Origin of the sequence: Pseudomonas paraeruginosa (assembly GCF_003025345.2) — a bacterium.
Lineage (GTDB): Bacteria > Pseudomonadota > Gammaproteobacteria > Pseudomonadales > Pseudomonadaceae > Pseudomonas > Pseudomonas paraeruginosa.
Genome location: NZ_CP020560.1, coordinates 2,276,765 through 2,298,751, shown reverse-complemented (window position 1 = coordinate 2,298,751; position 21,987 = coordinate 2,276,765). Strand labels below are relative to the sequence as shown.

The following is a 21,987-nucleotide window of genomic DNA, read 5'->3' as shown; positions in this document are numbered from 1 at the left end:
TTCTGAGAAAATTTTTTTAAATCAAAGACTTCTGTGCAAATAATGAGCTGCCGCTATCAGTGGTAGCACCAAGACATTAGACTGAGAAAATTCTTACAGCGGAGTCCTAAGGTGTCGCCACTCCTCATTACCGCCCTGATCGTCGGCGGGATCGCCCTCCTCATCGCCATTGGCTATATCAACCACGTGGTGGAAAACAGCAAGCTGGAGAAGGCTCGCCTGAAGGCCGAGCTCAACGACCGCGTGCGACGCTGCGCACAGATTTCCGAGAGCCTTCCCGGCCAGTTCGTCAGCCCGTCGCTCAAGTTGCTGATGAGCCAGATCGAACTCAGCCTCAGCGAACAACAGCTGGCACTGGAGAAAAAAGCCGACACCGGCCTCAAGGCACGCATAGAGGAACTGCGCGCACTGGTCGCCAAGGGCGAGTCGATTCCGGTACGCAATCCACCCCAGGCGATCCTCACCGAGGACAAGGCCAAGGAAGTCCGCTTCCTCTTCGAGGCCCTGCACGCCCAGCTCACCCGCTTCACCCAGGACGGCCACCTGCCACGCAGCGAGGCGCAGATCTGGGTCAAGGAGATCCGCCACCTGCTGGTGCGCCTGCACATCGAGTTCTTCGGCAACCTCGGCCAGCAGGCACTGCAGCAGAACGAGCCGCGCCAGGCGCGCCTGGCCTTCGAGCGCGGCGCCCAGTACCTGCGCAAGCAGCCCGAGCTGGCGCGCTACCAGGCGGAACTGCAGCAGATGGAGACGCAGCTGGCCCGCGCCAACGCCATGGTGTTGAACAACAGCCAGCCGGCGAGCGAAGAGCCCAGCGAGCTGAACGAGGGATTGAAGGCGCTGGATGCCGACGATCTGTGGAAGAAGAAGAACGTCTACGACTGAGGCCGCCCGCCTGCGGCAGCCGTGCTATAACCCAGGCTCATATCGACCGAGGAAATCGTCATGAGCCTGATCCTCTACGGCGCCCCGCTCTCCCCCTTCGTGCGCAAGGTCCGCCTGCTGCTGGCGGAAAAGCGCCTCGACTACCAACTGGAAGTGATCGCGCCGTTCGGCCAACCCGCGTGGTACCGCGAGATCAGCCCGCTGGGACGCATTCCGGCGCTACGCGACGGTGACCTGGCCCTGGCCGACTCCAGCGTCATCTGTCAGTACCTGGAAGAACGCTACCCCGAACACCCGCCGCTGTGCGGCGAGGACCCGGCGAGCCGCGCGACGGTACGCTGGCTGGAAAAGTACGCCGACTACGAACTCGCGCCGCAGGCGACACTGACGGTGTTCCGCAACCGGGTCCTCAAGCCGGCGATGGGCCAGCGCTGCGAGGAGGAAGACGTACGTCGCGCGCTGCAGGAAAGACTGCCGGCGCACTTCGACTACCTGGAAAACACCCTGGGCGATCGTACCTTCTTCGTCGGCGACCGGCTGTCCCTGGCCGACCTGGCGATCGCCAGCCAACTGGTCAACCTGGGCCACGCCGGCGAGCAAGTGGACGCGCAACGCTGGCCGGCCCTCGCCGCGCACTTCGCGCGCCTGCTCGAACGGCCGAGCATGCAGGCGCTGCTGCCGGGCGAGCAGCGGACCCTGGAAAAACTCGCGGCGAAAGCCTGACGCCGCCGCTCCTCCCCCGGGAAGGGAAGCGACTGCGTCTCAGCAGTCGCTGAGGCGCAGGAAGATCTCCACCAGACGCTCGATCCCGGCCTGGTCCCGCGCGCTGAAGCGCCCCTCGCTCGGGCTGTCCAGGTCGAGCACGCCGATCAGCCGCCCGTCCTTGAGCAGCGGCACCACCAGCTCGCTGCGCGAGGCGCTGTCACAGGCGATGTGCCCGGGAAACGCATGGACGTCTTCGACGCGCTGGGTCTGCCGGGTGCGTGCGGCGGCGCCGCAAACGCCCTTGGCGAAAGGGATGCGGACGCAGGCGACCTTGCCCTGGAATGGCCCGAGCAGCAGTTCCTCGTTGCGATTCAGGTAGAAGCCGGCCCAGTTCAGGTCGTCCAGTTCGTGAAAGAGAAAAGCGCAGAACTGCGCGGCGTTGGCGATGAAGTCACGCTCGTCGGCGAACAGCGCCTCGGCCTGGGCCGCCAGCAAGGCATAGCCATCCAGCCCGGCGCCGGTCTGTTGCAGATCGATCATGCCTGTTGCTCCAGCAGTTGCTTGCCGACCCAGTAGCGGGAGAACTGGTAGGCGCAACGACCGTTGCGGTTGCCGCGTCCCAGCGCCCAGCGGATCGCTTCCTTCTCCAGCTCCTCGCTCCAGGCCCAGGACAGCCCGGCCTTCCCGGCGAGCACTTCGACCCAGTGGCGGACCACGCTGAGGAAATGCTCCTGGGTGAAGGGATAGAACGACAGCCAGAGGCCGAAGCGATCGGACAGGGCGATCTTGTCCTCCACCGCCTCGTTGGGGTGCAGTTCGCCGTCCACCATCTTCCAGTTCTCGTTGTCGCTCTGCTTCTCCGAGACCAGGTGCCGGCGGTTGGACGTCGCGTACAGCAGCACGTTGTCCGGCGCCTGTTCCAGCGAGCCGTCGAGCACACTCTTGAGTACCCGGTAGTCACCCTCGCCGGCGTCGAACGAGAGGTCGTCGCAGAACAGTACGAAGCGCTGCGGCAGGCCATTCAGTTGCTCGACCACCCGCGGCAGGTCGGCCAGGTGGTCGCGTTCGATCTCGATCAGGCGCAGGCCGGCGCCGGCCAGTTCGGCCAGCAGCGCGCGCACCAGCGAAGACTTGCCGGTGCCACGCGCGCCCCAGAGCAACGCATGGTTGGCCGGCTGGCCGGCGACGAACTGGCGGGTGTTGCGCTCGAGCTGTTCGCGCTGCCGCTCGACACCCAGCAGGTCGGCCAGGCGCAGGTCGAGGCTGACCTCCAGCGGCTGCAGGTAGCCGCTGCGGCCGTCACGGTGCCAGCGCGCCGCCAGGCTGCGCTGCCAATCCACCGGTTCGCGCACGGCGGGCAGCAACGGCTCGAGACGTGCCAGCACGCTTTCGGCGCGGGCAAGAAAATCGCTCAATCGGGAATCCACTCTGTTCTCCTCGGATCGGACTGACGTCACGGATCGATCATCGGTTGCGCCCACTGGCCCCGACAGGCGGTCGGGATGGGCTATGCTAGGCGGCAGAACCCCGCCAAGGCCGACCCCCGCCCCCATGGATATAGCGCTGACCCATCGCCTGTCGTTCAAGCAGGCCAGCCTCACCGTGCTGGTGGCGTTTATCCTGGGAACCCTGCTCAGCCTGATACAGGTCGGCGTCGATTATGCCAGCCAGGACGCATCCATCAATCGCGAAGTACGCGCGCTGCTGGACGTCAGCCACAACCCTGCCGCGCGAATCGCCTACAACATCGACGCCGAACTCGCCCAGGAGCTGGTCCTCGGTCTGCTGCGCTCGCCGGCGGTGGTGCGCGCGGAGATCATCGACACCTCCGGCCTGCCACTGGCCAGCGCCTCGCGCGAGCCCGCCGAGAGCCGCCTGCGTCCGCTCAGCGACTTCCTCTTCGGCCACAAGCGGGTGTTCGAGGACCCGTTGTACGTCGACCACGCGCCCGGGGAAGCCCTCGGCGTGCTGCAACTGGAAATCGACACCTTCGTGTTCGGCAACGATTTTCTACGTCGCGCCGGCATCACCCTGCTCTCCGGCTTCGTCCGCAGCCTGCTGCTGTCGCTGATCCTGCTGGTGCTCTTCTATACCCTGCTGACCAAACCCCTGGTCAGCCTGATCCAGGCCCTCAGCGGCCACGACCCGCGCTCGCCGGCGCGCATGCGCCTGCCCTGCCCCAAGGGGCACGAACGCGACGAGATCGGCGTGCTGGTCGAGGTCACCAACCGTCAGCTCGGCCGCATCGCGGTGGAGATCGAGCAGCGCCGCGAGGCGGAGAACCGCCTGACCCAGTACCTGGAAGAACTGGAAAGCATCGTCGCCGCGCGCACCGCCGAGCTCAAGGCGGCCAACGCGCGCCTGACGCTGTCCAACCAGGAACTGGAAGAGGCGCGCCAGACCGCCCTGAACATGGCCCAGGCACGCGCCAGCTTCCTCGCCAACATGAGCCACGAGATCCGCACCCCGCTGAACGGCCTGCTCGGCATGCTCTCGCTGAGCCTGGACGGCCCGCTGACCCCGGAGCAACGCCAGCAGTTGTCGATCGCCCACGACTCCGGCAAGGTCCTGGTGGAACTGCTCAACGACGTGCTCGACCTGTCCAAGTTCGAGGCCGGTCAACTGGTCCTGGAAGAAATCCCCTTCGACCTCGGCGTGCTGGTCGAGGATACCGCCAGCCTGCTCTCGCAGAACGCCGCCGCCGGCGTCGAACTCACCTGTCTGGTCGACCCCGCCCTGCCCGCCCAGCTCTCCGGCGATCCGACGCGGATCCGCCAGGTGGTCAGCAACCTGCTGTCCAACGCGCTGAAGTTCACCCGCCTGGGCCGCGTCGACGTGCGTGTGGAAGCCACCGCCGACGGTGTGCGCATCAGCGTCCGCGATACCGGCATCGGCATCGCCCAGGAAGCCCTGGACCGGATCTTCCAGCCATTCACCCAGGCCGACGCCGGCATCACCCGCCAGTACGGCGGTACCGGTCTCGGCCTGGCCCTGACGCGCAAGCTGTGCGAGGCCATGCATGGCGAGCTGATGGTGGAATCGACGGTCGGCCTGGGCAGCCTGTTCAGCGTCAACCTCCCCCTTGCACAGGTCAGCCCGCCAGCCCGTGCAGAGCCGCTGCGCGGTCGGGTGATCGCGCAGTGCTCGGCGAACAGCGGGCTCGCCGAGCTGCTGCAGACCTGGCTGCCGCGCTGGGGCCTGGAATACCGGCGCCTGGATACCGACGACAGTCTGGTCGGCCATTCCCTCGACGTGCTGATCTCGGATTGCCCTGATTGCCTGATGGGCCTGCGTCCGCGCATCGGCACGCCGATCCTGCTGGTCACCGCCTATGGCAGTTTCCTCGAACCCGAACTCGCCCGCCGCCTGGCGCCGCTGCGCCAGGTGGCCCGGCCGCTGGGCCGCAATCCATTGCACCAGGCGCTCAGGAGCGTCCTCGAACAGGCCAGCGCGCCAGCCTCGCCCCCCTCCGCCGGCACCGCCGCGCAGCGCGATACCCGGGTTCTGCTGGTGGAGGACAACCCGGTCAACCAGTTGGTCGCCAAGGGTCTGCTGCACAAGCTCGGCTGCCAGGTGTGGATCGCCGAGCACGGTCTGAACGCCCTGAAGCTGCTGGAAGAACAGCCCATCGACATGGTCCTGATGGACTGCAACATGCCGGTGATGGATGGCTACGAAGCGACCCGGCAGATCCGCGACAGTGGGCGCTGGGGCGGGCTGCCGATCATCGCCCTGACCGCCAACGCCCTGCCGGAGGAACGCGAGCGTTGCCGCGCCGCTGGAATGGACGACTACCTGGCCAAGCCATTCCACCGCGACGAGCTGAAGGCCATCCTCGACCGCTGGTGCCCTGCGGCCAGGGGCAATCAGGCCCCGCCGCGTCACGACGACTAGTGGCCTGTACGGTTTTGCTCGTCAATCGAAGCTCGACTGCCGGGGTTGGCCAGACAGCCGCCGCGACGAGTCGCAGCCGGGCTGTGGCGAGGAGCGGCAACGCAGCATGGCGAAGCCCGGCGGCGAAATGGATTGGTCGAATCAGCCACCGGCCACCAGGCGAAAGCGCGACAACAGGCCACCCAGGCGTTGGTGCAGGTCGAACATCTCGTTGAGATCGAAGCCGGTACTGCAGATCAGTTGCTGGCGCAGCGGAATGACCCGCTCGCGCAGGGTGATCCCCGGCAACGTCAGGGCCAGGTGCACTTCCCGCTCATCATGGCTGGCGCGCCGGCGATCCACCAGGCCGAGCTGTTCGAGGCGCTTGAGCAACGGCGTCAGGGTTCCCGAGTCGAGCAGCAGGCGCTCGCCCAGTGCCTTCACCGTCGGCTGCTCCGGCGGGCTCGCGTGCCACTCCCAGAGCACCAGCATGACCAGGTACTGCGGATAGGTCAGGCCGATCTGTTCGAGCAGCGGCCGATAGCCACGGATCACCGCGCGCGAGGCGGCGTACAGCTTGAAACACAGTTGGTTGTCGAGCAGCAGCGATTCTTCGACGCCATCCGGCCTGGCGACTTTTCCCCGGGCGCTCATTCAAGCAGCGCCTCGATCGCCGAGCCAAGCTCTTCCGGCTTGGTGGTCGGCGCATAGCGCTGCACCACCCGGCCATCGCGGCCGATCAGGAACTTGGTGAAGTTCCACTTGATGCCCTGGCTGCCGAGCAGGCCCGGCGCGCGCTTCTTCAGGCTGACGAACAGCGGATGGGCGCCGGCGCCGTTGACCTCGATCTTCCTGAACAGAGGGAAGCTCACCCCGTAGTTCAGTTCGCAGAACCGGGAAATCTCGCCCTCGTCGCCCGGCTCCTGCTTGCCGAACTGGTTGCAGGGAAAGCCGAGCACCACCAGGCCGCGCTCACGGTATTTCTCCCACAATGCCTCCAGTCCCTGGTACTGCGGGGTGAAGCCGCACTTGCTGGCGGTGTTCACCACCAGCAGCGCCTTGCCGCCGAAGTCGGCCAGGGTCTTCTGCTCGCCCTTGATGGTGGTGCAGGGAATGTCCAGCAGTGAATCGCTCATGGGTTGTCTTCCTTTTCGTGGGTGGGGGACGGGAAATAAAATAGCCCGCAATTCAATTGCGCACAATTAAACTGGACGAGAAACGACCCGAACCAAGGACGGGTCGTCGTCGCCTATCCTTCCCGCGGCACCAGCTTCAGCGAGGCCGAGTTGATGCAATAGCGCAATCCGGTTGGCCGGGGGCCGTCCGGGAAGACATGCCCCAGATGGGCATCGCAGCGGCCACAGCGGACTTCGATGCGGTGCATGCCGTGGCTGAAATCATCCAGTTCACGTACCGCCTCGCCATCCACCGGCTGGAAGTAGCTCGGCCAGCCGCTGCCGGAATCGTACTTGGCATCGGAGTCGAACAACGCCGTGCCGCAGCAGGTGCAGTGGTAGACGCCGGGGGTCTTGGTGGCGTGGTACTCGCCGCTGAAGGCGCGTTCGGTACCGCCCAGGCGACAGATGTGGAACTGCTCTTCGGTCAACTCCTCGCGCCAGGAGTCCAGGGGTTTGTCGATCTTGCTCATCGGCTCTGCCTCGCGTTCTGAAAAATGCCCGGCGCTCCCTTTTCCGGGGGGCGGGCCGCACGTATCATGCGTGCTCCTTATAGACGCCAGTCTGTCATCCGCGTTACAGCCTGCCAAGCCGCGAGCCACCGCGCTTTTCGCAGCCTGTTCCACGGTGTTCGCTCACTTCGGGACTCGACACATCATGCAGGTCAGCAAATCGAACAAGCTCGCCAACGTCTGCTATGACATTCGCGGGCCGGTGCTCAAGCACGCCAAACGCCTAGAGGAAGAGGGTCACCGCATCCTCAAGCTGAACATCGGCAACCCGGCGCCGTTCGGTTTCGAAGCTCCCGAGGAAATCCTCCAGGACGTCATCCGCAACCTGCCGACCGCCCAGGGCTACAGCGACTCCAAGGGCCTGTTCAGCGCACGCAAGGCGGTGATGCAGTACTACCAGCAGAAGCAGGTCGAAGGCGTCGGCATCGAGGACATCTACCTCGGCAACGGTGTATCCGAGCTGATCGTGATGTCCATGCAGGCGCTGCTCAACAACGGCGACGAAGTGCTGATCCCCGCTCCCGACTATCCGCTGTGGACCGCCGCGGTCAGCCTCGCCGGCGGCAAGCCGGTGCACTACCTGTGCGACGAGCAGGCCGACTGGTGGCCGGACCTGGACGACATCAGGGCGAAGATCACTCCGAACACCAAGGCGATGGTGATCATCAACCCGAACAACCCAACCGGCGCCGTGTATTCGAAGGAAGTGCTGGAAGGCATGGTCGAGCTGGCCCGCCAGCACAACCTGGTGCTGTTCTCCGACGAGATCTACGACAAGATCCTCTACGACGGCGCGGTCCACGTATCCACCGCCTCGCTGGCGCCGGACGTGCTCTGCCTGACCTTCAACGGCCTGTCCAAGTCCTACCGGGTGGCGGGGTTCCGCTCCGGCTGGTTGGCTATCTCCGGGCCCAAGCAGCGGGCGCAGAGCTACATCGAGGGTCTCGACATCCTCGCCAACATGCGCCTGTGCGCCAACGTCCCGGCGCAGCACGCGATCCAGACCGCACTGGGCGGCTACCAGAGCATCAACGACCTGGTCCTGCCGCCGGGCCGCCTGCTGGAGCAACGCAACCGCGCCTGGGAGCTGCTCAACGACATTCCCGGGGTCAGCTGCGTGAAACCGATGGGCGCGCTGTATGCGTTCCCGCGGATCGACCCGAAGGTCTGCCCGATCCACAACGACGAGAAGTTCGTCCTCGACCTGCTGCTCTCGGAGAAACTGCTGATCGTCCAGGGTACCGCCTTCAACTGGCCATGGCCCGACCACTTCAGGGTGGTCACCCTGCCCCGCGTCGACGACCTCGAGCAGGCGATCCTGCGCATCGGCAGCTTCCTCAAGGGCTACCAGCAGTAACCCCCTCCCTCGCGGCACCCCGGCGGGTGCCGCCCTGGCCGATGACGAGCCCATGGACCTGCAGATCGACGACTTCCACAAGGACGCCGCTGGCGGCCTCCTGCTTCTCTACCAGGCCTTCCCGCGCAAGATCGCGCTCTACGTCGAAGACCTTGTCGGCCGCGAGGCGCCGGATGAGTTCGGCCTGCCGAGCAAACGTCACCAAAGTTGTCTGGGCGCCCTGCTCTGGCTCGCCGAGGAAGGCTACCTGCGCTTCGCCAGCACCATCCACTACGAGGCTCTCGACCAGGCGGTACTCAGCGAAAAAGCCTTCCTAAGACTTACCCGCAGCGTTCCCCAGGCCGCGGCGGCCCTGGCCGGGGCGCCCGCCAGCGTGCGCCGCGAACAGGCCAGCCTGGCCAACCAGTTGCGCCAGGCGCTGGCGCAGGGCGACGGCGAATGTCTGGCCGGGCTGACCCGCCTGCTCTTCGAGGGCAGCCTGGGCGCGCAAGGCGACACAGTTTGAAATAGTCCCTCGATTGAATCGCCATGGACCGCCCCTTATATAACCCCGCATGATTATCAGGAGCCCGTTCGCCCGCCACAGCGGCCTGCGAACCATGCTCCGTGCCTTCAGCCGTGAGGAGAAGCTTTACACCATGATGCGCATCCTGTTGTTCCTGGCCACCAACCTGGCAGTCCTGGTGATTGCCAGCATCACCCTGAAACTGCTCGGGGTGGACCGCTTCACCGGCCAGAATTACGGCAGCCTGCTGGTCTTCTGCGCCGTGTTCGGTTTCGCCGGTTCGCTGGTCTCGCTGTTCATCTCCAAGTGGATGGCGAAGATGAGCACCGGTACCGAAGTCATCAGCCAGCCGCGCACCCGCCACGAACAGTGGCTGCTGCAGACCGTCGAGGAACTGTCCCGCGAGGCCGGCATCAAGATGCCGGAGGTCGGCATCTTCCCCGCCTACGAGGCCAACGCCTTCGCCACCGGCTGGAACAAGAACGACGCGCTGGTCGCGGTCAGCCAGGGCCTGCTCGAACGCTTCTCGCCCGATGAGGTGAAGGCCGTGCTCGCCCACGAGATCGGCCACGTCGCCAACGGCGACATGGTCACCCTGGCGTTGATCCAGGGCGTGGTGAACACCTTCGTGATGTTCTTCGCGCGGATCTTCGGCAACTTCGTCGACAAGGCCATCCTGAAGAACGAGGACGGTCCGGGTATCGGCTACTTCGTCGCGACCATCTTCGCCGAACTGGTGCTCGGCATCCTCGCCAGCATCATCGTCATGTGGTTCTCGCGTCGCCGCGAGTTCCGCGCCGACGCCGCCGGCGCCCACCTCGCCGGCACCGGCGCGATGATCGCCGCGCTGCAACGCCTGCGTTCGGAACAGGGCGTGCCGGTGCAGATGCCCGACACCCTGAACGCCTTCGGCATCAATGGCGGCCTCAAGCACGGCCTGGCCGGCCTGCTGATGAGCCACCCGCCGCTGGAAGATCGCATCGAAGCGCTGCGCGCCAGCGCTCGCTGAGCCGCTTTCACACTTGGGACAGGGCGACCATCGGTCGCCCTTTTTTTATGCCGGGAAAGCCACCTATCCATGGTCGCTTTGACAGCCGCCGATCCGCCCCGGAACATGCAGGTCCGTGATTTTCGTTCGATGAGGTTCCCATGCAGATCCGCGCCGATTTCGACAGCGGCAACATCCAGGTCATCGATGCCAGCGATCCCCGCCGGATCCGCCTGGCGATCCGTCCGGACCTGGCCAGCCAGCACTTCCAGTGGTTCCACTTCAAGGTCGAGGGGATGCTCCCCGCCACGGAGCACCGCTTCACCCTGGTCAACGCCGGCCAGTCGGCCTACAGCCACGCCTGGAGCGGCTACCAGGCGGTCGCTTCGTACGATGGCGAACGCTGGTTCCGCGTGCCTTCGCAGTACGACGCCGACGGCCTGCACTTCCAGCTGGAGCCTGAGGAAAGCGAAGTCCGCTTCGCCTACTTCGAGCCCTACAGCCGCGAACGGCATGCCCGCCTGATCGAACGTGCGCTCGGGATCGAGGGCGTCGAACGGCTCGCCGTCGGCACCAGCGTGCAAGGTCGCGACATCGAACTGCTGCGGGTCAAGCGCCATCCCGACAGTCGCCTGAAGCTGTGGATCATCGCCCAGCAGCATCCCGGCGAGCACATGGCCGAATGGTTCATGGAAGGCCTGATCGAGCGCCTGCAACGCCCGGACGATACGGAAATGCAGCGCCTGCTGGAAAAAGCCGAACTCTACCTGGTGCCGAACATGAACCCGGACGGCGCGCTCCACGGCAACCTGCGCACCAACGCCGCCGGCCAGGATCTCAACCGCGCCTGGCTGGAACCGAGCGCCGAGCGCAGCCCGGAAGTCTTGTTCGTCCAGCAGGAGATGAAGCGCCATGGCGTCGACCTGTTCCTCGACATCCACGGCGACGAGGAGATTCCCCACGTGTTCGCCGCCGGCTGCGAAGGCAACCCGGGCTATACGCCGCGCCTGGAGCGCCTCGAACAGCGCTTCCGTGATGAACTGATGGCCCGCGGCGAGTTCCAGACCCGCCACGGCTATCCGCGCAGCGCGCCGGGCCAGGCCAACCTGGCGCTGGCCTGCAATTTCGTCGGGCAGACCTACGATTGCCTGGCGTTCACCATCGAGATGCCGTTCAAGGACCACGACGATAACCCGGAGCCGGGTACCGGCTGGTCCGGCGCTCGCTCCAAGCGCCTCGGCCAGGACGTCCTGAGCACCCTCGCAACGCTGGTCGACGAACTTCGCTGAACTCCAGCGGGGCGCCACGGGGCGCCCCGTTTCAACCTCTCTGCAGCAGGTAGACGGCTTCGTTCAGCCAGGACACCCCGCGCTCGAGGAACTTCCAGTTGACGCCGAGCACATCGCCGCGCTCCAGTTCCTCGATGCGCCAGCCCGCGGCGTAATGCTCACGCACCTCGGCGTCGGGCACGGCGAACGGCGGCCCGGCCATTTCCCCCTGCGGATAGTCGATGGTGACCAGCAGCCCCAGGCTGCGCGCCGGCAGGATCGCCTGCAGATGGCCGGCATAGCGCTCGCGCATATCCGGCGGCAAGGCGATCAGCGCGGCGCGGTCGTAGAACGCGCGGCACCCTGCCAGGTGCCCGGACTGCAGAGCGAAGAAGTCCCCCTGCAGCAGGGTGATGCCGGCGGCCCGGTAGCGACGGAAGCCATCCAACTGGTCGATCGCCGGTTGCAGGCCGTTCTCCGCGAAGAAATCGCTCACGGCCTTTTCCGAAAGCTCCACCCCCAGCACATCCAGGCCCTGCGCGGCCAGCCAGGCCAGGTCCAGGGTCTTGCCGCACAGCGGCACCAGGACCTGCTCGCCCGCTTGCAGTCGCAGCCGCGACAGGTGGCGCATCAGGTAGGGATTGACCTCGTCCAGATGGAAGCCGATCTGGTTGTTCGCCCAGCGGGCGTGCCAAAAATCCGCCTGCATCCTGCCCTCCGCATTCGTGGAAAAACCGCAAGGTGGCGGCAATCGGCCGGCAGGTCAACTCCCCCGCGCATCCTCCTCGCGCACTTCCACCAGCACCGGGCACGGCGCCTCGCGGATCACCCGGTTGCCGACGGAAGGATCGAGCAGGCGCTCCAGGCGCCCCAGGTGGCGGTGGCCGATGACGATCAGGTCGCAGTCCAGGCGCCGCGCCTCGCCGAGGATCACCTGCACCGGGTCGCCGGCGCGCAGCTCGGCCTCTACCTGCAGCGCCTCTCCGGCGAGCAGCGCGCGAGCCTCGTCGAGCACCTGTCGGGCTTCCTCGCACTCGTGCGCGGCAGGCGGGTAGTCGAGCAGCGTCGGCCGTCCCGGCAGGGCGTAGCCGGCATCCACCGCGCACAATAGCTGGATCCGCGCGCCCGGCGCGGCGGCCCGGCGCGCCAGCTCGGCGATGCGACAGGTCTGCGGGCCGCCGTCGATGGCGACCAGAAGTCTCTGGAACATGGAAAATCCTCCGGCAGTGATGGCCGCGGCATTCTTCGGCAGCCCAGGGCGCGCGTAAAGGCACCGCGGACGCAATCCAGGCGTGCGGTGAACGCACGCCTGGCCGGAAAAAAGATTGCACAGGACGCATGCCAGCCCGCCTATACTTCCAGACCATGCATCTTCCCGATCTGAATCTCCTGGTCGCCCTCAACATTCTTCTCGAAGAGGGCAGCGTGGTCGGAGCCGCGCGCCGCATGCATCTCAGTCCTCCGGCGATGAGCCGCACCCTGTCGCGAATCCGCGAGGCGGTAGGCGACCCGATCATGGTCCGCGCCGGCCGCAAGCTGGTGCCCACACCCCGCGCCCTGGAATTGCAGGAACAGGTGAAGCAACTGGTGGACCAGGCCCGCGACCTGTTCAACACCCGCGAAACCATCGAACTGGACAAACTGGAACGCTGCTTCACCCTGCGCTCCAACAACACCCTGGTCGGCGGCCTGTCGATCCGCCTGCTGGAGATCTTCGCCGAGGAAGCGCCACGCTGCACGCTGCGCTTCGTCCAGGAGTCGGACATCGATGACGAGGCGCTGCGGCAAAACCGCATCGATCTCTACATCGGCGCTTCGTCCTGGATGGAGCCTGAGGTCAAGACCCAGCAACTGCTTACCACCCGCTTCGTCGGCCTGGCCCGCCAGGGTCATCCGATCTTCGACGGCGAGGTCACCCCGCAGCGCTTCGTCGCCTTCCCGCATATCGCCGTCTCGCGCCGCGGCCTCAACCACGGCCCCCTGGACCAGGCCCTGGCGGAAATCGGCCTGGAGCGCGATGTCAAGCTGATCAGCCCGACCTTCCACTCGGCGATCTTCGCCCTGCCCGGCTCCAACCTGCTGCTGCCGATCGCCGAACATTCCCTGTGGCGCGCCAATCGCCTGGGCCTGGGCCTGCGCCAGTTCGACATCCCGGTACCGCTGAAGACCGTGATGGTGGTCCAGGCCTGGCATCCGCGCTTCGACAACGACCCCGCCCATCGCTGGTTCCGGCAGACCATCAAGCGGATCTGCGAGGAGGTGCAGAACGATCCCCACCCGCTGCTGGGCTCGAACTGAAATCGTGCACTGGACACACTGATTCATTCAAATCATTTCAATTTTCACACTTCCTGTAGCTCCCTAGACTGCAGCGGAAATCAGAAGAGTTTCCGCTCATGCCTTGCATCATCCACAGGGCCGCCGCCTCCCCCGGGAGGGCGCGGCAATGACCTCGCTCAGCCCCCCGCTCGCCCAGGCGACGCCGTCCACACCAACCGCCCCGGTCGCGCAGCCGTTCGGCGCGCGCATCGTCATCGGCCTGCTCGGTGTCCTGCTCGCCTCGCTCAGCGCCGGCCTCAACGGCCATGTCACCGAGATCGCCATGACCGACGTGCGTGGCGCCCTCGCCATCGGCCATGACGAAGGCACCTGGCTGACCGTCCTCTACGAGGCCACCCAGGTCGCCGCCATGGCTTTCGCGCCCTGGTGCTCGGTGACCTTCTCGCTGCGCCGCTTCACCCTGTTCGCCATCGGCGGCTTCGCCCTGCTGGCGCTACTCTGCCCGTTCGCACCGAACCTCGAGAGCCTGCTGGCACTGCGTACCCTGCAGGGACTGATGGCCGGCTGCCTGCCGCCGATGCTGATGACCGTGGCGCTGCGCTTCCTGCCGCCGGGCATCAAGCTCTACGGCCTGGGGGCCTACGCCCTCACCGCCACCTTCGGGCCCAACCTGGGCCTGCCGCTGGCGGCGTTCTGGTTCGAATACGTCGGCTGGCAGTGGGTATTCTGGCAGGTCATTCCGCTGTGCCTGGTGGCGATGGCCGCGGTGTCCTACGGCATTCCGCAGGACCCGGTGCGTCTGGAGCGCTTCCGCCAGTTCGACGGGATCGGCCTGCTCACCGGCTTCCCGGCGATCTGCGCGCTGGTGATCGGGCTGCTCCAGGGCGAACGCCTGGACTGGTTCGAATCGCCGCTGATCGGCCTGCTGCTGGGCGGCGGCAGCCTGTTGCTGGTGCTGTTCCTGGTCAATGAATGGAGCCACCCGCTACCGTTCTTCCGTCTGCAATTGCTGAAACGGCGCAACCTGACCTTCGCCCTCATCACCCTGGCCGGCGTGCTGGTGGTGCTCGGCGCGAGCCTGGGCGTGCCGACCGAGTTCCTCGCCGAGATCCGCGGCTATCGCCCCCTGCAAAGCGTACCGATGGTGCTCCTGCTGGCCCTGCCGCAACTGGTCGCGCTGCCGCTGGTGGCGGCGCTGTGCAATATCCCGCGGGTCGACTGTCGCTGGGTGCTGGCCTGTGGCCTGTGCCTGTGCGGCGGTGCCTGCCTGAGCTTCAGCCAGTTGACGGCGGACTGGGTACGTGAGGATTTCTACCTGCCGATGCTGTTGCTGGTGGTCGGCCAGCCGATGGCGGTGATTCCGCTGCTGATGCTTTCCACCAGCGTCATCGCGCCCATCGAGGGGCCGTTCGCCTCGGCCTGGTTCAACACCGTCCGCGGCTTCTCGGGGGTAGCCGCCACCGCGGTGATCGGCGCCCTCGGCACCGCCCGCGAGCACTATCACTCCAACCGCCTGGTCGATCACCTGGGCAATGCATCCCAGGCTGTCGAACTGCGCCTGCAACAGATCGCCGGCCTGCAACCGGGCGCCGACTCCGCCGCGCACTGGCAGCACCTGGCCGAACAGGCCCGCCAACAGGCCCAGGTGCTGGCCAACGCCGACGTGCTGATGGCGATGGCCGGCCTGGCCTGCGCCCTGCTGATCCTGATTCCGATCCTGCCGCAACGGGCCTATCCGCCCCGCCCGGTCGCTCCCACACACTGAAAGGTCGCTGTATGTCGTTCATCACTTCGCGCAAGGGCAGCCTGCTGCTCGCCGCCCTGCTGGTCCTGATCCTGCTGGTCTACCTGCTGTTCCACCTGCTCTCCCCACGGGTCGTGCAGAGCACCGACGACGCCTATGTGCACGCCGATTTCACCCTGGTCGCGCCGAAAGTCGCCGGCTTCGTACAGGACGTGCTGGTCGAGGACAATCAGCCGGTCAAGGCCGGCCAGTTGCTCGCCCGCCTAGACGACCGCGACTTCCGCACCGCCCTGGCCGCCGCCGAGGCCGATGTGCTCGGCGCCGACGCCAACCTGGCCAATGCCGAGGCCAACCTGCAACGCCAGCAGGCGCTGATCGAACAGGCGCGGGCCAAGGTCCGCGCCGACCAGGCCGAGCTGGTCTTCGCCCGACACGAGCAAAGCCGCTACCAGACCCTCGCCAGCAAGGGCGCCGGCAGCCTGCAGAACGCCCAGCAGGCGCAGTCGCGGATCGATACCGCCAGCGCCCGGCTGGCCGAGGACCAGGCTGCGGTGGACGCCACGCGCAAGCAGGTGAGCGTCCTCGAAGCCCGTGTCGGCCAGGCCCGCGGTGACCTGCAACGCATGCAGGCGCGGCGCGACCAGGCGCGCCTGGACCTGTCCTACTGCGAGATCCGCGCCCCCTTCGACGGCATGGTCGGCCGCCGCCAGTTGCGTGTCGGCGCCTATGTCACCCCGGGCAGCGCACTGCTGGCGGTTGTGCCGCTGCAGCAGGCCTATGTGGTCGGCAACTTCCAGGAAACCCAGCTGACCCACGTGCGCCCCGGCCAGGCCGTGGAAATCCGCGTCGACACCTTCCCCGGCGAGGTCCTGCGCGGTCACGTCGACAGCATCGCCCCGGCCACCGGCCTGAGCTTCGCGCCGATCGCCCCGGACAACGCCACCGGCAACTTCACCAAGGTGGTCCAGCGGATCCCCGTGAAGATCCTCCTCGAACCGCGCCAGGCGCTGGTTGGAAGGCTGCGGGTAGGAATGTCGGTGGATGCGCGGATCGATACCGCGACCGGTACCGCCACCGCCGAGGTCGCCCAGCAATGAAAGGCACTCCGCTCCTGCTTATTGCCAGCCTTGCGCTCGGCGCCTGCAGCCTCGGCCCCGACTTCACCCGGCCCGCCCAGGATGCGCCGGCCGCCTGGCCGCAGCCGACCGCCCACGACACGCCCAGCCGGCTCGCCGCCGCGCCGCTCGCGGCACAGTGGTGGACGCTGTTCGGCGACGCGCAATTGGACGCCCTGCTGCAACGGGTCCAGCGTGCCAACCTCGACCTGCGCAGCGCCGCGGCGCGCCTGCAGCAGAGCCGCGCGATCCGCCGCAGCCTCGGCGGCGACGCCCTGCCCTCGGTGGACGCCAGCGGCACCTACCAGCGTCAACGGACCACCAGCGCCGGCCTGTTCGATCCCTCCGGCAAGGCCGGCAAAGGCAACTACAACCACGCTCTGGCCGGCTTCGACGCCTCCTGGGAGCTGGACTTCTGGGGCCGCGTGCGCCGCGAGCTGGAAGCCGCCGACGCGACGGTGGAAGCCAGCGAGAACGAACTGCGCGACGTGCAGGTCTCGGTGCTGGCGGAAGCCGCGCGCGACTATATCCAGTTGCGCGGCGAACAGAACCGCGAGCGGATCGTCCGCGATAACCTCGAAACCGCCCGTCGCAGCCTGGAGCTGACCCGCACGCGCCTGGCCAACGGCGTCGCCACCGATCTCGAGGTGGCCCAGGCGCTGGCCCAGGTGGCCAGCATGGAGGCGCGCCTGCCGGAACTGGAGAAGCGCCAGGCGCATCTGGTCAACGCCCTCGGCTACCTGGTCGGCGCCAGCCCCGGCAGCCTGCTCGCCGAACTCGGCCCGGCGCGGGAGATTCCGCGTCCGCCGGGCAGCGTGCCGGTCGGCCTGCCGTCGGAACTGGCCCAGCGCCGCCCCGACATCCGCCGTGCCGAAGCGCGCCTGCACGCCGCCACCGCCAGCATCGGCGTGGCCAAGGCGGACTTCTATCCGCGCATCACGCTCAACGGCAACTTCGGTTTCGAATCCCTGCAACTGTCCAGCCTGGGCGACTGGGACCATCGCCAGTTCGCCATCGGCCCCGCGTTCAGCCTGCCGATCTTCGAAGGCGGACGCCTGCGCGGACGCCTGGAGCTACGCGAGGCACAGCAGCAGGAAGCCGCCATCGACTACCAGCGCACCGTGCTCCGTGCCTGGCAGGAAGTCGACGACGCGATGCACGACTACGCCGCCAACCAGCGCCGCCGGGAACGCCTCGGCGAAGCCGTGGTGCAGAACCGCCGCGCCCTGGAAAGCGCCCGCGAACAGTACCGCGCCGGCGCGGTGGATTTCCTCAGCGTGCTCGACAGCCAGCGGCAACTGCTGGACAACCAGGAGCAGCAGGTCGGCAGCGTCGAAGCGGTCTCGCTGACCCTGGTCAACCTGTACAAGGCCCTGGGGGGCGGCTGGAGCCAGGCGGAAGACGCAGCCTCGGGCTGAACGTCGCTGCGCGTGACGATGAAGGATTAGGACATGGACCTGCTGCAGGGCATACGAACCTTCGTCCGCGTGGTGGAGCACGGCAGCTTCACCCAGGCCGCCCGCCTGCTGGGCACCTCGCCGGCAACCGTTTCGCGGCAGGTCGCCGGGCTCGAACAGGCACTCTCGGCACGCCTGCTGCAGCGCAACACGCGCAGCGTGGTGGTAACCGAAACCGGGCTGCGCTACTACGAACACTGCAAGCAGATCCTGCGCACGGTCGCCGCCGCGGCGGCGGACGTCGAAGACAGCCAGTCGCACCCCAGCGGTCGCCTGCGCGTCCACGCGGCTACCGAACTCGGCCTCGGACACCTGATGCCGCTGCTGGCCGACTACCTGGACCGGTACCCGGAGGTCTGCGTCGACCTGTCGCTGACCCAGGACAGCCCGGCACTGCTCGACGAAGGGCTGGACATGCTGGTCGTCCTCGGCCGCGCGCTGCCCGACTCGTCACTGGTCGCCCGCGAGCTCGGCCACGTGTTCAGCGTGGCCTGTGCCGCCCCGGCCTACCTGGAACGGCACGGCGCCCCGCGGTCCCCGTGGGAGCTGCGGCACCATCGCTGCCTGCAGATCGCCGGGGCGTCCGGTGCGCAGGCCTGGTCCTTCGTCCGCGACGGGGCCGAGGCGCGCGTCGAGGTCCGCGACGTGCTCAAGGTCAATCTCCCCGAAGCCGCCTGCCTCGCCGCCAGCGCCGGACTCGGCGTCTGCCTGCTGCCCGGCTTCGTCGCCGCCCGGGCGTTGCAGGACGGTCGCCTGCTGCGCGTGCTGCCCGACTACCGGCTGCTGCCGCGCGAGGTCTTCGCCCTGTATCCGTCGCGGCGCTACCTCGACGCGAAGATCCGCACCTGGATCGACTTCCTCAGGGAACGCCTGCCCCTGGCGCTCGAACGAGACCGGGCGATCCTCGACGACCGCCGTCACTGGGCGCCGGGCTGGACCTAGCGAGCTGATCGATGGGAATTCTCGAAAACATATACTGGTTTTCGATCTATGCGCGGAGGAACATGGCTCATCCGAGTCACGAGGTGAATCATGCTACCGACTCTCTACATCTCCCACGGCTCGCCGATGCTTGCCCTCGACCCGGGCCCCAGCGGCGTGCAGCTGCGCCGCCTGGCCACGGAACTGCCACGCCCCAGGGCGATCCTGGTGGTTTCCGCGCACTGGGAAAGCGACGATCTGCGGGTGACCAGCGCCGCCACGCCGGGCATCTGGCACGACTTCTATGGCTTCCCGCCGGCCCTGTACGCCGTACGCTACCCGGCCCAGGGCGCGCCGGCGCTGGCGCAGCGGGTCATCGACCTGCTCGAGGCCGGCGGCCTGCCGGCGCAGGCCGACCCCCGGCGTCCGCTCGACCACGGCACCTGGGTGCCACTGAGCCTGATGTATCCGCAGGCGGACATCCCGGTGCTGCAACTGTCCCTGCCCAGCCGCCTCGGCGCCGCCCTGCAGACCCGCGTCGGCCAGGCCCTGCGCCAGCTGCGCGGGGAAGGCGTGCTGCTGATCGGCTCCGGCAGCATCACCCACAACCTCGGCGAACTGGACTGGCACGCCGGGCCGGAAGCCATCGCGCCCTGGGCACGGGAGTTCCGTGATTGGATGGTGGAAAAGCTCCAGGCCGACGACGAAGCCGCGCTCCACGATTACCGCCGGCAGGCGCCCTGGGCGGCGCGCAACCACCCCAGCGACGAGCATCTGCTGCCGCTGTTCTTCGCCCGCGGCGCAGGCGGCGGCGATATGCGCGTCGAGCACAGCGGCTTTACCCTGGGCTCGCTGGGGATGGATATCTATCGCTTCGATTGACGGGGCCTCTCGCGGGGCTGGCGGAAAGCACTGGCTTCCCGCCGGAAGCTGGGAGGTTTCAGCTGTCCTGCAGGCCGCCAGGAAATCGCGAGCGATAGAGTCCCGTAGCGCGACCGCCGATGTCACGGATAAGCGACGGATAACCGCAAGCGGCTATTCGCCCTACGGATCAGGACTTCGGTATGCGGAAATCTGGCATGCACGAAGTGGTGCCTGCCCTGGCGGCTGGGCGAGCCTTTTGTTTCCTTTAGGACGCTTGCCAAAGGGGCTCGCCGGGGAGGACGAAACGAGAAGCCGGGGCAGGCACGGAAAGCAGCCTGGCCAGCAACCATCAAGTCCATGCTGCCCGCCCCATGAAAAAGCCCCGCCGAAGCGGGGCTTTTTCATCGCGCTGGACCTCAGTCCTCGCGATAGCGGCGCAGGCGCAGGGCCTTGCCGGCGACGCGGGTGTCCTTGAGCTTGGTCAGCAAACGCTCGAGGTTGGCCTCGGGCAGCTCGATCAGGCTGAAGGTGTCGCGGATCTGGATACGACCGATGTCCTCGCGGGACAGGCCGCCCTCGTTGAGGATCGCGCCCAGCAGGTTCTTCGCCGCGACGCCGTCGCGCGCGCCCAGGGCGGTGCGGCAGCGGGCCCGGCCTTCGCTCGGCGGTGCCATCGGCCGGCGTTCGCCGCTGCGCTCGGGACGCTCGCCACGCTCACCGCGCTCGGCACGCTCACGCGGCGCCGAAGGAGTCAGCGGCTGTTCGCGGCGCACCGACTCCAGGTCCAGCGCCTTGCCGGCGGTCAGGCGCGCCAGCAGCGCGGCGGCCAGGGTCTCGGCATCGCAGTCCAGGCGGCGGCAGAGTTCGTCGCGCACCGCGCCGCGCTGCGCGACGGCGCTCTCCAGCAGCGGCGAGAGGCTCGCGGCCAGGCGTGCCAGACGGGCTTCCAGCACGGTCTCGGGGTCCGGCAGGCGAACCTCGCCGACCTTCTGCCCGGTGACCCGCTCGATCACCTGCAGCATGCGCCGCTCGCGCGGGGTCACCAGCAACAGGGCGCGGCCCTCGCGGCCGGCACGACCGGTACGGCCGATGCGGTGCACGTAGGACTCCGGATCGTACGGCATGTCGATGTTCAGTACATGGGTGATGCGCGGCACGTCCAGGCCACGGGCGGCGACGTCGGTGGCGATGACGATGTCCAGCGAGCCGTCCTTCAGCGACTCGATCACCCGCTCGCGCTGGGCCTGCGGCATGTCGCCGTTCAGCGCGGCGGCACGATAGCCCTGGCGCTCCAGCAGCTCGGCGTAGTCGAGGGTGGCCTGCTTGGTGCGGACGAAGGCGATCAGCGCGTCGAACTGCTCGACTTCCAGCAGGCGCTGGATCGAACCGGCCTTCTGGTCGGCATGGACCATCAGGTGGACCTGCTCGATGCGCGCCACGGTCTGGGTCTTGGCGGCGATCTTGACGTGCTTCGGCTGCTTCAGGTGACGCTCGGCGATGCCACGGATGGAGGCCGGCAGGGTCGCCGAGAAGAGCACGGTCTGGCGCGACTCGGGCAGCGCCTCGAAGATCACTTCGAGATCGTCCATGAAGCCGAGCTTGAGCATCTCGTCGGCCTCGTCGAGCACCAGGCGCTGGACGGTGGCCAGCAGCTTCTCGTCGCGGCGCAGGTGATCGCACAGGCGGCCGGGGGTAGCGACGAGGATCTGCGCGCCCTGGCGCAGGGCCTTCAGTTGCGGGCCCATGGGTGCGCCACCGTAGACGGCGACCACGCCGACGCCCGGCAACTGCTTGGAATAGGTTTCGCAGGCGGTGGCGACCTGCAGGGCCAGCTCGCGGGTCGGCACCAGCACCAGCATCTGCGGCTCGCGGCGGCTCGGGTCGATGCGCGACAGTAGCGGCAGGGCGAAGGCGGCGGTCTTGCCGGTGCCGGTCTGCGCCTGGCCAATCATGTCGTGACCTTCGAGGATCAGCGGAATCGATTGAGCCTGGATAGGCGAAGGCTCTTCATAGCCTACGGCGGTGATTGCCGCGAGCACATTGGGGTGAATACCGAGCGCGGCGAAGCCGACGGTTTCCTGAGTCATGGGTTTGCCTCGTATACATCCGCAAAGACCCATGACCCATGGCTGCTCATGCCCTGTACGGCCAGAACGGCCACCCAGGCAGCTGGGGCGGGATTTGCGAGATTGCTTTTGAATTAGAAGATTACGTAAAGGAGATCCGCAGAGCGGATACACAGCCAGAGCACAGCGCTCCGAAAAATGCAGGTCCTGAACGGGGTCGTTTTTGACCGGCGCGCATCATACCGGAATTTTGTCGTTTGTGTGCGTTTTTT

At 67.2% G+C, this 21,987-nt stretch carries 21 protein-coding genes; 13 read left to right on the top strand and 8 right to left on the bottom strand.

Features of this window, described 5'->3' with window-relative positions; genetic code table 11:
* The first annotated feature begins 111 nt into the window (after positions 1-111).
* Together B7D75_RS11035 and B7D75_RS11030 are read left to right on the top strand one after the other, a co-directional pair.
* Complete coding sequence (locus tag B7D75_RS11035; RefSeq protein ID WP_003154972.1) at positions 112-885, top strand: hypothetical protein; 774 nt, start codon at positions 112-114, stop codon at positions 883-885.
* Positions 886-945: 60 nt separating this feature from the next.
* Complete coding sequence (locus B7D75_RS11030) at positions 946-1,608, top strand: glutathione S-transferase family protein (protein ID WP_034000276.1); 663 nt, start codon at positions 946-948, stop codon at positions 1,606-1,608.
* A gap of 39 nt (positions 1,609-1,647) precedes the next feature.
* Here the strand turns inward: B7D75_RS11030 and B7D75_RS11025 are convergent, their stop codons facing one another.
* Together B7D75_RS11025 and B7D75_RS11020 are read right to left on the bottom strand one after the other, a co-directional pair.
* Positions 1,648-2,130, bottom strand: coding sequence for a GAF domain-containing protein (locus B7D75_RS11025; RefSeq protein ID WP_003154978.1), 483 nt, complete (start codon positions 2,128-2,130; stop codon positions 1,648-1,650).
* Positions 2,127-3,017 (bottom strand): ATP-binding protein, encoded by an 891-nt coding sequence (locus B7D75_RS11020; RefSeq protein WP_058135406.1) that lies wholly within the window; start codon positions 3,015-3,017, stop codon positions 2,127-2,129. The genes B7D75_RS11025 and B7D75_RS11020 overlap by 4 nt, the downstream gene beginning before the upstream one ends.
* Before the next feature lie 82 nt (positions 3,018-3,099).
* On the opposite strand from B7D75_RS11020, the gene B7D75_RS11015 reads away from it, so the two are divergent.
* Complete coding sequence (locus B7D75_RS11015; protein WP_053817024.1) at positions 3,100-5,484, top strand: ATP-binding protein; 2,385 nt, start codon at positions 3,100-3,102, stop codon at positions 5,482-5,484.
* A gap of 141 nt (positions 5,485-5,625) precedes the next feature.
* Here B7D75_RS11015 and ospR read toward each other — a convergent pair whose 3' ends face one another.
* The 3 genes from ospR to msrB all read right to left on the bottom strand — a co-directional run bounded on the left by ospR (position 5,626) and on the right by msrB (position 7,111).
* Positions 5,626-6,117, bottom strand: coding sequence for a hydroperoxide stress response transcriptional regulator OspR (ospR, locus tag B7D75_RS11010; protein WP_003154983.1), 492 nt, complete (start codon positions 6,115-6,117; stop codon positions 5,626-5,628).
* The gene (locus B7D75_RS11005) at positions 6,114-6,599 is read right to left on the bottom strand and encodes a glutathione peroxidase (RefSeq protein ID WP_012075279.1); all 486 of its coding nucleotides are present in this window, start codon (positions 6,597-6,599) and stop codon (positions 6,114-6,116) included. The genes ospR and B7D75_RS11005 overlap by 4 nt, the downstream gene beginning before the upstream one ends.
* A gap of 113 nt (positions 6,600-6,712) precedes the next feature.
* A complete protein-coding gene (gene msrB / locus B7D75_RS11000; protein WP_003154987.1) occupies positions 6,713-7,111 on the bottom strand; it encodes a peptide-methionine (R)-S-oxide reductase MsrB in 399 nt (132 codons plus the stop codon).
* Positions 7,112-7,295: 184 nt separating this feature from the next.
* Between msrB and B7D75_RS10995 the strand changes: the two genes are divergently transcribed.
* The 4 genes from B7D75_RS10995 (at position 7,296) to B7D75_RS10980 (ending at position 11,289) form a co-directional block, all read left to right on the top strand.
* A complete protein-coding gene (locus B7D75_RS10995) occupies positions 7,296-8,507 on the top strand; it encodes a pyridoxal phosphate-dependent aminotransferase (protein WP_012075278.1) in 1,212 nt (403 codons plus the stop codon).
* 52 nt (positions 8,508-8,559) lie between these two features.
* Positions 8,560-9,012 (top strand): hypothetical protein, encoded by a 453-nt coding sequence (locus B7D75_RS10990; RefSeq protein WP_012075277.1) that lies wholly within the window; start codon positions 8,560-8,562, stop codon positions 9,010-9,012.
* Positions 9,013-9,145: 133 nt separating this feature from the next.
* Positions 9,146-10,021: a protease HtpX gene (gene htpX, locus B7D75_RS10985; protein WP_003090915.1), complete on the top strand. Its 876-nt coding sequence runs from the start codon at positions 9,146-9,148 to the stop codon at positions 10,019-10,021.
* A gap of 140 nt (positions 10,022-10,161) precedes the next feature.
* Entirely contained in the window at positions 10,162-11,289 is a 1,128-nt protein-coding gene (locus B7D75_RS10980) for a M14 family metallopeptidase (protein WP_012075276.1), read from the top strand.
* 31 nt (positions 11,290-11,320) lie between these two features.
* Here the strand turns inward: B7D75_RS10980 and B7D75_RS10975 are convergent, their stop codons facing one another.
* Complete coding sequence (locus B7D75_RS10975) at positions 11,321-11,977, bottom strand: thiopurine S-methyltransferase (RefSeq protein ID WP_043102320.1); 657 nt, start codon at positions 11,975-11,977, stop codon at positions 11,321-11,323.
* A 54-nt stretch (positions 11,978-12,031) separates the two neighbouring features.
* On the bottom strand, positions 12,032-12,478 hold the full coding sequence (locus B7D75_RS10970; protein WP_012075275.1) for a universal stress protein: 447 nt from the start codon (positions 12,476-12,478) through the stop codon (positions 12,032-12,034).
* Positions 12,479-12,606: 128 nt separating this feature from the next.
* Between B7D75_RS10970 and B7D75_RS10965 the strand changes: the two genes are divergently transcribed.
* The 6 genes from B7D75_RS10965 (at position 12,607) to B7D75_RS10940 (ending at position 19,667) form a co-directional block, all read left to right on the top strand.
* Complete coding sequence (locus B7D75_RS10965) at positions 12,607-13,566, top strand: LysR family transcriptional regulator (RefSeq protein WP_003158055.1); 960 nt, start codon at positions 12,607-12,609, stop codon at positions 13,564-13,566.
* A gap of 148 nt (positions 13,567-13,714) precedes the next feature.
* Positions 13,715-15,313, top strand: a complete 1,599-nt coding sequence (locus B7D75_RS10960; RefSeq protein WP_034078579.1) for an MFS transporter — start codon at positions 13,715-13,717, stop codon at positions 15,311-15,313.
* 11 nt (positions 15,314-15,324) lie between these two features.
* The gene (locus tag B7D75_RS10955; protein ID WP_107114002.1) at positions 15,325-16,389 is read left to right on the top strand and encodes an HlyD family secretion protein; all 1,065 of its coding nucleotides are present in this window, start codon (positions 15,325-15,327) and stop codon (positions 16,387-16,389) included.
* Entirely contained in the window at positions 16,386-17,825 is a 1,440-nt protein-coding gene (locus tag B7D75_RS10950; protein ID WP_107114001.1) for an efflux transporter outer membrane subunit, read from the top strand. The genes B7D75_RS10955 and B7D75_RS10950 overlap by 4 nt, the downstream gene beginning before the upstream one ends.
* A 33-nt stretch (positions 17,826-17,858) precedes the next feature.
* On the top strand, positions 17,859-18,806 hold the full coding sequence (locus tag B7D75_RS10945; protein WP_034078576.1) for a LysR family transcriptional regulator: 948 nt from the start codon (positions 17,859-17,861) through the stop codon (positions 18,804-18,806).
* A gap of 90 nt (positions 18,807-18,896) precedes the next feature.
* A complete protein-coding gene (locus B7D75_RS10940) occupies positions 18,897-19,667 on the top strand; it encodes a DODA-type extradiol aromatic ring-opening family dioxygenase (protein WP_034078574.1) in 771 nt (256 codons plus the stop codon).
* Between the two features lie 398 nt (positions 19,668-20,065).
* Here the strand turns inward: B7D75_RS10940 and B7D75_RS10935 are convergent, their stop codons facing one another.
* Positions 20,066-21,769, bottom strand: coding sequence for a DEAD/DEAH box helicase (locus B7D75_RS10935; RefSeq protein WP_079381759.1), 1,704 nt, complete (start codon positions 21,767-21,769; stop codon positions 20,066-20,068).
* Positions 21,770-21,987: the final 218 nt, after the last annotated feature.